Annotated in this window: 13 protein-coding genes and 1 pseudogene; 6 read left to right on the top strand and 8 right to left on the bottom strand. The window is 69.3% G+C overall.

The features are described 5' to 3' along the window. The first annotated feature begins 15 nt into the window (after positions 1 to 15). The gene (locus NWFMUON74_RS18885) at positions 16 to 1,389 is read left to right on the top strand and encodes a wax ester/triacylglycerol synthase family O-acyltransferase (protein WP_187683190.1); all 1,374 of its coding nucleotides are present in this window, start codon (positions 16 to 18) and stop codon (positions 1,387 to 1,389) included. A gap of 177 nt (positions 1,390 to 1,566) precedes the next feature. Then, positions 1,567 to 3,258 carry a SulP family inorganic anion transporter gene (locus NWFMUON74_RS18880; protein ID WP_187683189.1) on the top strand — a complete coding sequence of 564 codons (1,692 nt, stop codon included), beginning with the start codon at positions 1,567 to 1,569 and terminating at the stop codon, positions 3,256 to 3,258. On the opposite strand, the gene NWFMUON74_RS18875 is transcribed toward NWFMUON74_RS18880, so the two are convergent. Next, positions 3,222 to 3,896, bottom strand: a complete 675-nt coding sequence (locus tag NWFMUON74_RS18875) for a response regulator (RefSeq protein WP_187683188.1) — start codon at positions 3,894 to 3,896, stop codon at positions 3,222 to 3,224. The genes NWFMUON74_RS18880 and NWFMUON74_RS18875 overlap by 37 nt on opposite strands. Before the next feature lie 333 nt (positions 3,897 to 4,229). Here NWFMUON74_RS18875 and NWFMUON74_RS36165 point away from each other — a divergent pair. Next, positions 4,230 to 4,346: pseudogene (locus NWFMUON74_RS36165) on the top strand (pyridoxamine 5'-phosphate oxidase family protein); the annotation flags it as partial. Positions 4,347 to 4,354: 8 nt separating this feature from the next. On the opposite strand, the gene NWFMUON74_RS18870 reads toward NWFMUON74_RS36165, so the two are convergent. From NWFMUON74_RS18870 to NWFMUON74_RS18855, 4 genes are all read right to left on the bottom strand, one after another. Then, the gene (locus tag NWFMUON74_RS18870; RefSeq protein WP_187683187.1) at positions 4,355 to 5,275 is read right to left on the bottom strand and encodes a universal stress protein; all 921 of its coding nucleotides are present in this window, start codon (positions 5,273 to 5,275) and stop codon (positions 4,355 to 4,357) included. 115 nt (positions 5,276 to 5,390) lie between these two features. After that, on the bottom strand, positions 5,391 to 6,311 hold the full coding sequence (locus tag NWFMUON74_RS18865) for a universal stress protein (RefSeq protein ID WP_232110434.1): 921 nt from the start codon (positions 6,309 to 6,311) through the stop codon (positions 5,391 to 5,393). A 203-nt stretch (positions 6,312 to 6,514) separates the two neighbouring features. After that, a complete protein-coding gene (locus tag NWFMUON74_RS18860; RefSeq protein ID WP_187683186.1) occupies positions 6,515 to 6,925 on the bottom strand; it encodes a hypothetical protein in 411 nt (136 codons plus the stop codon). 26 nt (positions 6,926 to 6,951) lie between these two features. After that, positions 6,952 to 7,536 (bottom strand): flavodoxin domain-containing protein, encoded by a 585-nt coding sequence (locus NWFMUON74_RS18855; RefSeq protein ID WP_187683185.1) that lies wholly within the window; start codon positions 7,534 to 7,536, stop codon positions 6,952 to 6,954. Positions 7,537 to 7,750: 214 nt separating this feature from the next. Between NWFMUON74_RS18855 and NWFMUON74_RS18850 the strand changes: the two genes are divergently transcribed. Genes NWFMUON74_RS18850 through NWFMUON74_RS18840 form a run of 3 tightly spaced genes read left to right on the top strand, consistent with a single transcriptional unit; the run spans position 7,751 to position 10,111 of the window. Then, positions 7,751 to 8,500 (top strand): SDR family NAD(P)-dependent oxidoreductase, encoded by a 750-nt coding sequence (locus tag NWFMUON74_RS18850; protein WP_187683184.1) that lies wholly within the window; start codon positions 7,751 to 7,753, stop codon positions 8,498 to 8,500. 13 nt (positions 8,501 to 8,513) lie between these two features. After that, a complete protein-coding gene (locus NWFMUON74_RS18845; protein ID WP_187683183.1) occupies positions 8,514 to 9,482 on the top strand; it encodes an Acg family FMN-binding oxidoreductase in 969 nt (322 codons plus the stop codon). Continuing rightward, positions 9,479 to 10,111 (top strand): Rv1733c family protein, encoded by a 633-nt coding sequence (locus NWFMUON74_RS18840; protein ID WP_425300500.1) that lies wholly within the window; start codon positions 9,479 to 9,481, stop codon positions 10,109 to 10,111. Before NWFMUON74_RS18845 ends, NWFMUON74_RS18840 begins: the two co-directional genes overlap by 4 nt. A 132-nt stretch (positions 10,112 to 10,243) precedes the next feature. Here NWFMUON74_RS18840 and NWFMUON74_RS18835 read toward each other — a convergent pair whose 3' ends face one another. The 3 genes from NWFMUON74_RS18835 to NWFMUON74_RS18825 all read right to left on the bottom strand — a co-directional run bounded on the left by NWFMUON74_RS18835 (position 10,244) and on the right by NWFMUON74_RS18825 (position 13,912). Then, entirely contained in the window at positions 10,244 to 10,666 is a 423-nt protein-coding gene (locus NWFMUON74_RS18835; RefSeq protein ID WP_187683181.1) for a hypothetical protein, read from the bottom strand. A 160-nt stretch (positions 10,667 to 10,826) separates the two neighbouring features. After that, positions 10,827 to 13,220, bottom strand: coding sequence for a lysylphosphatidylglycerol synthase domain-containing protein (locus NWFMUON74_RS18830; RefSeq protein ID WP_187683180.1), 2,394 nt, complete (start codon positions 13,218 to 13,220; stop codon positions 10,827 to 10,829). Beyond that, positions 13,217 to 13,912, bottom strand: a complete 696-nt coding sequence (locus NWFMUON74_RS18825; protein ID WP_232110433.1) for a phosphatase PAP2 family protein — start codon at positions 13,910 to 13,912, stop codon at positions 13,217 to 13,219. The genes NWFMUON74_RS18830 and NWFMUON74_RS18825 overlap by 4 nt, the downstream gene beginning before the upstream one ends. Positions 13,913 to 13,983 lie beyond the last annotated feature (71 nt).

The following is a 13,983-nucleotide window of genomic DNA, read 5'->3' as shown; positions in this document are numbered from 1 at the left end:
GGGCAGGTGTGGACGATGACGGAACTGAGCCCGCTGGACACGGGATTCATGGAGCTGGAAGATTCCGACCGGCATATCAGCCTCGGTATCGCCGCGGCGGCGATCATAGCGGGGCCGCCACCGAGCCGGGCGGAATTCCGCGCCGGTGTCGACCGTGCGCTGCGGCGGCATCGGCGGCTGCGGCAGCGAGTACGGCGCAGCCCACTGGATGTGACCGCGCCCGTGTGGGAAGACGACCCGGATTTCGATCTGGGGCACCACATTCGGTGGACCGCATTGCCCGGTACGGGCGACGATGCCGCGATGTGTGAACTGATCGCGACCGAGCTGACCGAACGGCTCGATCGTGACCATCCGCTGTGGGAGGCGGTCATGGTGGATCACCTGGCGGGTGACCGCTGGGCGGTAATCGTCAAGGCGCATCACAGTATGGTCGACGGTGTCGCGGGGATCACCTTGTTCGAGAGTTTCTGCGATGCCGCCGCGGACTGGCCCCAGCGCGGCCGCGCGCCCGCCGAACCGGCATCGCGTGGTATGCGGCAGTGGATCGGTCAGGCCGTCCGGCTGCCGTTCACCGCACCCTGGGCAGCTGTCAGGTCCGCGCGCACCCTCGTGCCGGTGTTGCTGGCCGCGGTGACACCGACGAGCGGGACGTCGCTGAACGGACCGATCGGACGCCAGCGCCGGTATGCGGTGGCACGGGCGAGCCTGACCGAGATGCGCGAGATCGGCGCGGCGTTCGGCGTGACGATCAACGACGTGGCGGTGGCGGCGCTCGCCGGTGCCTATCGCCGGCTACTGGCGGCCCGGGGCGAGCGGCCGGCGTCGGGGGCGGTACGGATTCTCGTCCCCGTCTCGGTGCGGGCCGTGAATGCGAAATACGTTCTGGACAATCGGGTTTCGGCGATGATCACGCGTCTGCCGACAGAGCTCGAGGACCCCCTCGAACGGCTTTGCGCGGTGCACGACCACATCGCGCGGCATCGTTCCCGTGGCGAGGCCGAAGCGGAGAGGTCGTTGCTGTCGCTGGCGGGGCTGCTGCCCTCCGCGATCGTGGCATGGACGTTGCGGACCGCGTCGCGGGTCCCGCAGCGCGGTGTGGCCGCACTGGCGACGAACGTTCCCGGTCCGCGACGACCGCTGCGGCTCGCCGGGCACGACGTACTGGAAATCTGGCCGTGTATACCCGTCGCCATGCGGGTGCGCACGACCGTCGCGATTCTCAGCTACACCGACCGGTTGACGTTCGGCATCACCGCAGACTATGACTCCACGCCGGACATCGACGTCCTCGCGTCGGGTATCGCGGACGAGATCGCGGTTCTACTGGACCGGGCGCGTCGACGAGCCGACGGCGCCGACGTGGGCACCGGGAAGCCGGTCGGGTGACGTTCCACTGTCGGCCATGGTCCGGCGCGTCGGTCGGTCGGGCAACGCCCGCGCGACCGGCAAGATGATCCGGCAGCGCGCTCGTATCTCCTGCATGGAGGTACCGTGCCGAGGCGGGTGCGAGGGTGTCGGAGACGCGGAGGGTGTGGTGATGGCCGAACGAAAACGGCGCGCCGGATGAGGTGGTTCGCGGGGCTGGAGCAGTTTCGCGGCTACCGTGCGGAGTGGTTGCGCACCGACGCTGTCGCCGGTGTGACCGTCGCCGCCTACCTGATTCCCCAGGTGATGGCCTACGCGACGGTGGCCGGACTGCCGCCGGTCGTGGGATTGTGGACCGCGCTGGGTCCGCTGGTGGTGTACGTGCTACTCGGCAGTTCGCGGCAACTGTCGGTCGGTCCCGAATCGACCACGGCGCTGCTCACGGCGGTCACGCTGGTGCCATTGGCGAACGGCGATGCGCGGCGGTACGCCACTCTGGCGGCGGTGCTGGCGCTGTTGGTGGGGGCGATCTGCCTCGTCGCGGCGGTCGCCCGGCTGGGTATTCTCGCCGACCTGCTGTCGAAACCGGTGCTGGTCGGATACCTGGCCGGCACCGCCGGGATCATGATCGCCGGTCAGCTCGGGCGTGTGAGCGGCGTGCCCGTGACGGGGGAGACGATTCCCGAGCAGCTACGGTCGTTCGCGCAACATCTCGGCGACATCCATTGGCCCACTGTCGTATTGGCCGGTGCCGTGGTGGGATGCCTACTGGTGCTGGGCAAGTGGCTTCCGCATGTGCCGGGACCGCTGCTGGTGGTACTGGCTGCGTCCCTCATCGTCGCGGTGTTCTCTTTGCAGCAATACGGAATTCGGGTAGTCGGAGCGATACCTTCCGGGTTGCCCGTGCCGGGATTCGGCGGTGTGACGGTCTCGGATGTGGGCAGGCTGGTGCTGCCCGCGGTCGGAATCGCGGTCGTCGCCTTCTCCGACAATGCCCTCACCGCACGGGCGTTCGCGGCACGGCACGGGCGCCACATCGACGCCGAGGCCGAACTCGCCGCTCTCGGTGCGACCAACGTGGCCGCCGGGCTCCTGCACGGTTTTCCCGTCAGCTGCAGCGGCAGTCGCACGACCCTCGCCGATGTGGCCGGTGCACGGACGCAGATGTATTCGGTGGTCACGGTGGTGTCCGTGCTGGCCGTCCTGCTCGTGGGCCGCGGGGTGCTCGCGGTCTTCCCCGCGGCCGCGCTGGGTGCGCTGGTGGTGTACGCGGCGCTGCAGTTGATCGATCTCCCCGAGTTCCGCCGCATCGCCGGGTTCCGTCGCAGCGAGCTTGTGCTGGCGGTGGGCACGACCGTGGCCGTCCTCGGACTGGGCGTGCTGTACGGCGTGCTGGTCGCCATCGCCCTGTCGATTCTGGATCTGCTGCGGCGGGTGGCGCGCGCACACGACGCGGTGCAGGGGTTCGTGCCCGGCCTGGCCGGCATGCACGACATCGACGATTACCCGGATGCCGAACTCGTGTCGGGCTTGGTGGTGTACCGGTACGACGCACCGCTGTGCTTCGCCAACGCCGAGGACTTCCGGCGCCGTGCGCGCGAAGCCGTCGAATCGGCGGCGGTGCGGCAGGGGACGGTGCGGTGGTTCGTGCTCAACGTCGAGGCCAACGTGGAAGTCGATCTGACCGCACTGGACGCTGTGGAGCAGCTGCGTGCCGAATTGACCGGGCGCGGCATGGTTTTCGCGCTGGCCCGGGTGAAGCAGGACCTGCGCGAGGCCCTGGACGCCGCCGGTCTCACCGAGCGGATCGGACCCGACCTGCTGTTTCCGACGTTGCCCACTGCACTGGATGCCTACCGGCGGGCGGCGCCCGGCGACGCGACCGGCTGATCGGGACGATCGCGCCGCAGCGACGAGGCGTAGACGGCGGCCTGGGTACGTCTCTCCATGCCGAGTTTGGCCAGCAGGCGGGAGACGTAGTTCTTCACGGTCTTCTCGGCGAGGAACATCCGCTCGGCGATCTGCCGGTTGGTGAGTCCCTCACCGAGCAGGTCGAGCAGCTTGCGTTCCTGCTCGGTCAGTGTCGCCAGCGGCCCGTCGGGCTCGGTGCGTCGGCGCAATTGTTCCATCAGCGCCGCGGCCGCGCGGTTGTCCAGCAGCGAGAGTCCGGCTCCGACGTCCTTGACCGCCCGGGCCAGTTCCATGCCCTTGACGTCCTTGACGACATAACCGCTGGCACCGGCGAGGATCGCGTCGAGCATGGCCTGCTCGTCGGTGAAGGAGGTGAGGATCAGGCAGCGCAGGCCGTCGTGCTTGGACAGCAGCTCACGGCACAGTTCGATGCCGTTGCCGTCGGGCAGCCGCACATCGAGGACGGCGACGTCCGGGCGCAGGGCGGGAATTCGGGCGAGAGCTTGCGAGGCGGTGCCGGCCTCGCCGATCACGGTCAGTTCCGGATCGCTCTCCAGCAGGTCGGCCACGCCTCGGCGGACGATTTCGTGGTCGTCGACCAGGAACACTGTGATCATCTTTCGTTTCCAATCCCGTAGTGGTGATGTCACCACGCTAATTCGGACGCAGGGGGGACGGTACGTCCCAATGGCATCGTCTCGGCCCTCGGATGGTCCTTCCGGCAGCCGCGATTCGTGGGACCTTCGGCCCTACTCGCTCGGCCGGCCCGGTGGTCGGATGACCTGGATAGCACGGGGCCAGGGGGTCTGAATTAAGGAAACAGGTCGTTGTCGAGTGATACTGCCGGGCCGCTGCGGGAGGCCGATGTGCCGGTTCGGGTCAGCGGCCCGTCCGGATTCGTCGCCGAGCGGCTGTGCCGCTACGGTTTGCCGGTCGTGCTCTGATCCGTCCGCGTCGCCCGCTACGAGCGGCTGCTGCAGTCGTGGGTCGACAACGTGATGGACACCGTGATCATGATCGAGCCCGAGATCGTCACCGGTATCCGGCTGATCGAAAAGCGACGATGAGCAGTCGGTCACTCGGTGGGATGGACCACCATCACCGGGCACCGTGAATGCTGTACAAGGGAATTCGACGTCGATCCCAGCAGGCCGCCGAGCACGCCGCCTCGGCCGCGACTGCCGATCACCAGCAACTGTGCGGTGGCCGACCAGTCGCGCAGGCGGCGGGCCGGATCTGCCAGGTACACGTGGCGCTCGATCGTGACGTCGGGATAGGCGGCCTGCCATCCCGCCAGGCGTTCGGCCAGCAACGCGATCTCGGTGTCCTGGACGTTGCCGAGCGGAGAGAAGAAGTCGCCCAACCCCGCATAGCGGGTGAGTCTCAGGTCGCTCCACACGTGTACCGCCACCAGCGGAACGCCGCGTTCGGATGCCTCGTCGAACGCCTTGCCGATCGCGTCCTCGCTGACCGGACTTCCATCGACACCCACCACGACGGGGCCGTCCGTCCGGACCTGGTGCCGGTTGTCCGGACGGACCACCGCCACCGTGCCACGTGCATGGGCTGCCACGGCCAGCAGGACGGAGCCCACGTGTGTGGCGACGCTGTTGGTGCCCGACGCGCCGAGCACTACCAGGTACGAAGTGATGCTGTGGTGCACCAGCAGCCGCGCCGGTGCGGAGTCCGCGACCTCGGCCGCGATCCGCAGTCCCGGCCGGGCTCGGCGGGCTCGCTGTTCGGATCGCTGTACCAGCGCGGTCGCGGAAGCCCGGACGGCGTCCAGCGCGGGCGTATTCCCGATACCGTAGCGAGCGGCAGCGGACCGAATTCCGTCCAGGTCGGCCCCATGGACGATTCGCAATTCCCGGCCGCGCCGGTCAGCGAGTTCGGCGGCCCAGTCCACCGCCGAGTCCGCTGCCTCCGAACCGTCTACACCGACCACCACCGGCGCCGAGGCCAGATGATGTGCGTCCGTGTTCGGCTCCGCTGTCATGGCGAGTCCTTCCGTCTGTCGGCGCACTCGTTGCGGGCATGCCCGGAACCGGTCAGCCGGAAACCGGGCGGCGCCGTAACGATGGTTCGAATGCGACGTGTGTCGCGCGGCCTGTTCAGCTCTCGGTGGGATGGACCACCATCACCGGGCAGTGGGCGTGCTGCACCAGTGAGTTCGCGGTGGAACCGAGCAGCAGTCCGGCGAATCCGCCTCGTCCGCGGCTGCCGACAACGATCAGTTGCGCGGCATCGGACCATTCCTGCAGTTGTGCCGCGGGTCGGAACAGGTAGACCTTGCGAGTGACGCTGACCTCGGGGTACTTCTCCTGCCATCCGGCGAGCCGCTCGGCGAGGATCGCTTCCTCGGCTTGCTCGTAGTCGGCGTTGGGCAGGAACAGATCGTCGCGTCCGGCGAACTGTCCGAAATCCCAGTCGCTCCAGGTGTGGACGGCGACAAGGTTGGTGCCGCGTGCGGCGGCCTCCGCGAAGGCGGCCGCGATCGCCGCTTCGCTGGTCGGACTGCCGTCGACACCCACCACGACCGGACCGGTCGTGTGGACGGTGTCATCGGCGGGATCGGTACGGACCACGATCACCGTGCCCTGGGCGTGGCCGGTCACGGCCAGCAGGGTGGACCCGAGGTGGGTCAGTGTGCCCACCGAGCCGGTGGCGCCGAGGACGACGGCGTAGGCGTCGGCGCTGTGGTCGATGAGGACGCCGGAGGCGGCGTCGGCCGCGAGCACGATCATGACCGGCAGATCAGGGGCGATCTCGCGCACGATCCGTTCGGCGTCCTCGACCACCGCTCGCCCGTGCGCGCGGGCCGCGTCGATGACCGGTGCCGCCGTGACCGCGTAGGCGCCGAACCGGGCGGCGGTTCCCACCAGGTTCATGCCGTGCACGATCTGCAGCGCGCGGCCACGCCGCGACGCGAACCGGGCCGCCCACCGTAGCGCGGTCTCGGAGCCGCGGGATCCGTCGACGCCGACGACCACCGCAGCGGAGGCCAGCTGATGCACTTCGTTCTCGTGTGACACGAATCCTCCTCGAAGACAAGGTTTCCCGGCATCGAACCGGGCACCTGCTCACACGGTAGGAGATGCCGGTGCCGCCGCGACGCTGCCGAGCGGCACCGGTTCGCCGGGACGAAAGGCCCTCGGCCCGGATACGAGCCGATGGGCCCTATCGGAGGTCTCTCGCTCGCGGGGCGGACGGCACCGCGTCCCAGAGCACCCCGGTGTCACCGTCCTCGATAGCCGCGCAGATACAGGCCGAGAGCTGCCACGGTGAGGCCGAGCAAGCCGAACACCGGCTGCAACCAATGGAACTGGCCGATGATCGCCGGCTGCACCGTCACCCAGCCGACCAGCACTGCCCCGCTGAGCATCGCGACGGTGTCGGAACGGTGATCCCGGCGCACCACGGCCGCCGCGGTGAGGGCCATGGGCGCACCGATCACCAAGGCCAGCAGTACTCCTGCCACAGCGGTGCTGTGCCACGGTAGTCGTGCGGTGACGGTGGCACCCGGGTCGGCGCCTCCGCCGATGAGGCCGACCGCCCCGGCTGCGGCCCAGAACGCGGTGAAGCCGGCCACGCCGGCCAGCGCCGCGCGCGCCGCCCGCGCGCGGCGCGCATCGGCGAATGTCGTCATGTGTGCTCCCGATGGCGCACCGGCGGTCAACGTCGGTGGTCGGGTTCGGTGACGGCGGGGAATCGTGTGTCCGGCAGTCGCTTGTCGATCCAGCTGACGATGCTGTCGGTCCATGTGCCGATGGCCGTCCAATCTCGTTGATCGCCCACGCGGCAGCCCAGCAGCCACATGATCAGTCGTATCCGGAATTCGTCGGGTCGCTGGAATACTCCCGCGAACGATCGGAAACCGAGCGCGCACATGTCTTTTCGGACGGCCGCGATCGCCGGCGGGGTGGCGTGCCGCAGCGGGGTGCCGAGCGGTCCGCGCAGGGCCGGGCCCATGCCGACGCTGAACAACCACGCCGGGCGCAGTCGCAGGGCGACGCCGTGCCGTTCGGTGTACTCGACGAACTCGGGCAAGAACGCTCCGTTGTGGATGGCGCTGCCCAGCACCACCGCCTCGAACAGTTCGGGGTCGAGATCCTCGGAGACCGAAGCGACACGGACGTGTAAGCCCTGATCCCGCATCCGGTTCGCGATGAACTCGGCGATCTCGGCGGTGGACCCGCGGGCACTGGCGTAGGTGACCAGCACCGTGTGTTCGGTGCGGTCGGAACGGTCGGAAGTCATAGGTCCACTCTCTGCGGCGCGCGGTCCGCCCGGCAGGGGCTTTCGTCGCGGTTCGAAGCGACCTTTGCCCGGCGCTGGCCACTTCTGTCGTCGGCGGACTCGCAGGACCTGTCCGACGGCCTGACCGGAGGTGACTTTCGACTGTCCCGGCCGGTGTGGCGGCGGGCGATGCTGAATTTCGAGCGCAGACATCGAACCGAAGGGATACGGAACCGTGAACGAATTCACCGGCAGAAGCGCGATCGTCACCGGCGGTGCGCGTGGCATCGGAGCAGCCGTGGCGGCTGCGTTGGCGAAAGAGCAATTCGGTGTGGTGATCGCCGATCTGCTCGACGGCGAAGGAACGGAACTGGCCGCGTCGCTGGGGCCACATGTCGCTTTCCGGCACTTGGACGTCACGGACGAGAACGACTGGCGCACCGTGATCGCCGATGCCGAAGCACTGTTCGGTCCCCTGGGCGTTCTGATCAACAACGCGGGCATTCTGGACTTCGGCGCGGTGGACAGCGAATCGCCGCAGATGTTCCGGCACGTCCTCGACGTCAATCTGTACGGAGCGTGGCTGGGCATGCATCTGGCCGGACCGGCGCTGCGGGCCGCGGGTAACGGCGTGATCGTGAACATCTCGTCGACCGCCGGACTGATGGGCTATTCGGGCATCGGCGCCTACGTGGCCAGTAAATGGGGGCTTCGCGGCCTGACCAAGACGGCGGCTCTGGAACTCGGCCCCGCCGACGTGCGGGTGTGCTCGGTGCATCCGGGCCCGATCCACACGCCGATGACCGCGCAGATGGACGAATCCATCGCCGCCGCACAGCCTTTGCCGCGGTTCGGGGAACCGGAAGAGGTGGCGGCGATGGTGCGGTTCATCGTCACCGAGGCGACGTTCTCCACGGGGGTGGAGTTCGTCTGCGACGGCGGGGCGACGACCGGCCAGGTCCTGGCCCTGCCCGTCGAACAGTGAAGGGTCGCAAGAGATGACGAACCATCCTGATCACGATACGATTCGTGCTGCTCTGGGACTGGCGGTGCGCGCCCCGTCGGTGCACAACACCCAGCCATGGCTGTGGCGCCTCGGCGCCGATACCGTGCACCTGTACGCCGACACCGCCCGCCACCTGCCGCACACGGACCCCGATCAACGAGATCTGATCATGAGTTGTGGTGCGGCACTGCAACATTTCCGTGTCGCGGCGCAGGTCTTCGGCTGGGAGACACTCGTACACCGGCTGCCGAATCCGGCGGACCCGAACCACTTGGCAGCGGTGGAATTCCGTTCCGGCGTATCGACTCCCGAGGCGGTACGGATGGCGCGCGGCATCGCCCGGCGACGTACCGACCGGCGCCGCTACACCTCCTGGGAGGTCCCCGCCGCGTTCGTCTCCGCCCTCGTCGACGCGGGTGTCGCCAACGGTGTCCTGGTCCGCGATATCGACAGCGGCTCTGTCCGAGCGCGACTTCTGGACGCCTTCGAGCAGGCGGCCTCGCATCATGCCGGTGACTTCTCCTACGGCACAGAACTGTCTCGCTGGAGCGGACGCCATGCCACGCCGGAGGGCGTGCCCGCACGCAGCGCGGTCGTCGCGACGGACCCCACCGTGCGGCCGTTCGCGAACCCGGGTCTGCGGCAGGCGGTCATCAGCGATGTCGACGCCGACGCTCGGCTCCTGCTGCTGAGCACCACCAGCGATGACCGGATCTCCTGCCTGCGGGCCGGTGAGGCGGCCGGCGCGGTGCTGCTGACCGCGACCTCGCTCGGGCTGGCCACCTGCCCGCTGACCGAGCCGCTCGAGGTCCGCGGCGCGCGGGACTACATCCGTACGGAGGTCCTCGGCGACAGCGGCTTTCCGCAGCTGATCATCCGGTTCGGCTTCGCCGCGACGAGTGCCGACCCGGTACCGCGGACACCGCGGCGGCCGATCGACGAGATCGTGCGCCCGCTATGAGAGCCGAGGAACCGGACGCGGTGCGAGCGAACGCCGCGTATCCGTGGCCGGCCTCGCGGTGGTGGCGGACCGCCCCCTGGTCCCGCAACCCGCTGCTTCGGGTGTCGGACCGGTTCGAGAGTGGCGTCCGTGTCATGGCGATCGTCGTGGCCCTCGGCGCCGTTCCGGTATGCGGCGCGATCGGCACTGCCGGCTACACCGACGCGCAAGCCGAGATCCGTGCCGACAATGCGGCGAAAACACAAGTGACAGCGACAATTACCGACGAGCCGGTGCGCGTGTCGGCGATCGTGAACGACACCGGCGACAATCGGTACGAGACTGTGGTGCGGTGGAGTGAGGGTGGTGAGACGGGCCAGGCGTCGACCGACGTCGATCCGACGGCCCGCCCGGGCGATCACGTAACACTCTGGGTGGGACGCGACGGACGTCCCACGAATCCACCGGTGCCGGTCGGTACGGCGGCCTGGCGGGGTATCGGGCTCGCGCTGGGCTTCCTGGTCGAGATCGGCACGTGCATCGCGGTGATGGTCTGGCTGACCACATGGCTGGTCGACCGGTGCCACCGAGCCCAGTGGGCACGGGAATGGCGCACGATTTCCCGCCCCATCGAACAGGACAAGCAGTAACCATGAGCGCCGAGGGTGACCGCCGAGCCGCGGACCCACCGGCGCGGCGTTGCCGCAGGCGGTCGGCTGCCCGATCATCGTCGTGCGCGCTCGCGAAAGATGCTGCCGGACAACAGCGGTAAGGGTGATCGGTCAACGTGGCATCAGCCGGCGCCGGGGGTCGGGAGGGAGTGCCATGCCCAGAGACAGCACGACCAGTCCCGCTGCCACGCACACCGGTTGCAGCCAGCTGAACACCTCGATGGTGTACGCCTGCAGGACAATCCATCCGATGAGCAGCCCACCGGCGATCATCGCCACCGCCGGTGCTCGGGGATCGGCGCGAACGGCGAGCCCGGCGGTCAACGCCTGAGGTACACCGACCACCACCGCCAGTGCGACCGCGGCCAGCACCGGGCTGTCGAGGGGAATGCGCTCCTCGACCGCCGTGCCGAGTTCGACGATTCCCGTGGCCAGCCCGGCGGCCCCGGCCAGCGCCCAGATCGCGACGAGTCCCGACACCAGCGCCAGTACCGAGTGCCGATCGCCGATGTGGCGCGTGCTCCGAGTAGCCATCACGCATCCAGAATCGCACCGCGCCCGGAAATCCGGTAGATGCGATATGCCCAGCCGCACTGGGACTTTCGTCCGTGACGACTCCGACGAGCCGGCCGCCACCTGATGCGCCGAGCATGTGCTCCCATACGGTCCGCCGCGCGCCACGCAGGGCCGCGCGTCAGAGGATTCGGCGACGCTGCAGCGACCGGAACGAGAAGAATCCGATGGCGGCAGGCAGCCAGAAGGTGGCCAGGCGGTAGGACAGCACGCCGGCGATCGCGGCGGCGCTGGGGACGCCGCCGACGGTGAGCCCGGCGACCAGGGAGGCTTCGACCACGCCGAGTCCGGCGGGGGTGGGGCTGGCGGCGCCGAGGGCCGCCCCGCCGAGGAAGACGGCGGCCACCAGCGCGGGCGACGGCGCGCCACCGAAGGCGTGCACCGCGAAGCCGAGTGCCGCGATGTAGCAGATATTGGTGCCCAATTGCCCGCCGAACAACAGGGCGGCCCGGCGTGGTGTGCGCGCGAGGTCGGTGATCGCCGCCGCGGTACCGCGCACATGGTCGAACCACTCGGGCCGTTTCAGGAATATCCAGACGCCGGCTCCGAGCACGGTCATGACGGTGACGAAACCGATGAGCAACCCCCAGCCACTGGGCAGCGCCGAGGTGAGCAGGAGACGAGTGCGGCCCAGCCACAGTCCCGCCCCGACCAATTCGACGAAATGGAGCAGGAATCCGGAGCTCACGATGAGAGCGATGGCGGCGACCGCGCCGGGGCGCGGCACTCCGGACCGCTCCAGATATCGCTCGTTGACGGCGGTGGACCCGAGACCGAACGGCGCGAGCCGGTTCGCGAACGACGACGCCAGCTGCGCGTTGACCGTGCGCCCGAAGGCCAACGGCCGCGGACAGGCGCCCATCAGCGCCAGCGTCGCGGTGAGGTAGGTGGCCGCGGCCATCGCGAAGGTTCCGGTCAGCCAGTACCAGCGCGCGTCGTCCAGGACGGCGATGGTGGCGCCGAGCCGGCCGATCTGCGGCAGCAGGACGTAGGTGGCGAACACGGTGGCGGCGATCCAGGCCAGAGTTTGCCAGCGCACGCGCACCATCACCTCCGGGCGCACGGCATCGGTGTCGGTCGCCGCGGCGACAGCCGACCGCAACTCCTCGAGCAGGCCGCGGTGGCGGCGGACACCGCTACGTGTCGCCGATGCCAGCGCCAGCGGTTGCAGTTGCGGTGCGGCGCCGAGCACCGCGTCGCGGCCGAGCACTTCGAGAGCCGTGCGCACCGCTCGTGGCGCGCCGACCGCGAGACTCATCGAGACCAGTAATTCGGCCACGTCGCCGTCGAGCCGGTGCTGCGACGCGCTGGCTTCCCCGAAACCGAAGTCGACGATCCAGGGTCGTCCCTCGCCATCGACGAGAACATTGGCCAGTCGCAGGTCACGGTGGGCGATACGCGCGGCGCGCAGCAGCGCGAGCTGACGCCAGACATCGCGGAGCGTGTCATCGGAAACGGATTCGGCCGGGTGCGCGAGAGTGGTTGCGGCGATGCGTTTCTCGGCGAACCAGGCATCGCCGTGAGCGGTGGTTCCGACACCCATGATCTCCGGGGTGCGGACCCCCGCGCGGCGGGCGAGCAAGGCGAGGAATGCCTCGTGTTCGGCTTGCTGTTTCGGTGTGGCGAACGGTGACTCGTCTTCCAGTTCACGGAACATCAGGTGCCGGAAGAGTTTGAACAGCAGGTCGGAGTTGCGTTCGTGGTAGCCGATGACCTTCACGAACAGATCGCGGCCGGTGTCGGTGGTGACGGTGAAGGGCCGGGAACCGCGGGCGTCTTCACGCACGGGCGCGACCTCGAGTGGCTGGAAACCGGCCGCCGTCAGCGCGCGCCGGACGTCCGGCGGTTCGGCACGGTGCACCGGTGCGCCCCACAGCAGATGCAGTCCGGCGGCGATCGTCCAGCCGAGGGCCGCGCCGCCGAAGACGTCGAGTATCAGGTGCGCGCCCATGAATACGCGCGCCAGAGCGACGGTGGCGGCCGCGGCCCACGCGACGCGACGCCAGGCCCGAGGCAGCCAGGGCGCGGTGGCCGCGGCCAGCGCCGCCGCCACCGCGGCGTGTCCGGACACGAACCCGAGCCCGCCTTGGTGGCTGCGCAGCACCAGATCCGGCAGCAGGACGTCCGGGCGGGCCCGGCCGACCAGGTGTTTGACCACCAGCGCCAGCACGTAGGCGAGGACTCCGGCGGCGGCGATATCGCGGGCGAGCCGCACGCGGCCGAACAGCAGCGCGGTCACTGCCACCACGCCGACGGCCCCGATGGTGCCCAGCTGCATGACCGGCCACAACGCCGGCGTAACCCACGACGGCAGATCGTTGATGAGGTGGAACAGGTCGGCTTCCAGCCGCGGCACTTTCGTGTAGTGCGCGACCAGCGCGGAGACGAGGACGGCGGCGATGCCCAGGACCACCCGCACCGCGTCGCCGATGTGCCGCTCGATCGGCCTGCGCCGCGGTGCGCGGGACGATTCGGCCGCCCGAGCCGGGTGATCGGTGGTCGCGTCGATTGTCATGCTCGGTTGCCCTTCTTCGGTTCACCGGAACCATGCCACCGGCGTCCGCTGCCGGTCAGGGTCTTTCGTCGCGGATCGGTACGGCCGGTTGTCGCGGGCCGCGGCGCGGGAACGCCGACAACGAGATTCAGCAGCGCGCCGAGCGCGATCCCGGCGGTGGCGCCGCCGAGGACGTCCAACGGCGTATGCGCCCCGAGGTAGACCCGCGCCACCGCTGCGGCGACTGCCGCGCCGAAAAGACCGACGCGCCAACGGCTGTCGAGGTACGGGGACAACAATGTCGCCATCCCGAAGACGATGATCGCGTGTCCTGACGGGAACGCGAGCCCCGCGGCAGGGACATCCCGCAGGATCGCGCCGGGTACCACCGTGCCGGGACGCTCATGGTCGACCAGCACCTTGAGGATGTCGTACTCCACCAGAAGCTTCGTCGGTGCCAGCAACAGCATTCCCGCCGCCAGCCGCCGTCGGCGAGTCAGGAACGCGGCGATCGCCACGGCCATCGGTGCGCCGAGTACGCCCAGCAGCTGCATCACCCACAGCGGCCGATACCCTCCGTCCGGGACAGAATTGACCAGGTGGAAGACGAACCGATCCGCGGCGTCGGCGACGCCCGATTCGGTGACCCACATCACCGCGGCGGTCGCGCCGACGCAACCCAGCGCCAGCCAGTGGAACCGTGGTGGCCGCACGTACGCGACCGCTGCGGAGTCACCGTTCGGGCGCGGCGGGGACGGCTCGTCGATCGCGCACCTCCGCTGCC

The sequence above is a fragment of the Nocardia wallacei genome (assembly GCF_014466955.1).
In the GTDB taxonomy this organism is placed as follows: Bacteria; Actinomycetota; Actinomycetes; order Mycobacteriales; family Mycobacteriaceae; genus Nocardia; species Nocardia wallacei.
The sequence above is the reverse complement of the archived record's forward strand: the minus strand, read 5'-3'. Positions and strand labels throughout refer to the sequence as shown.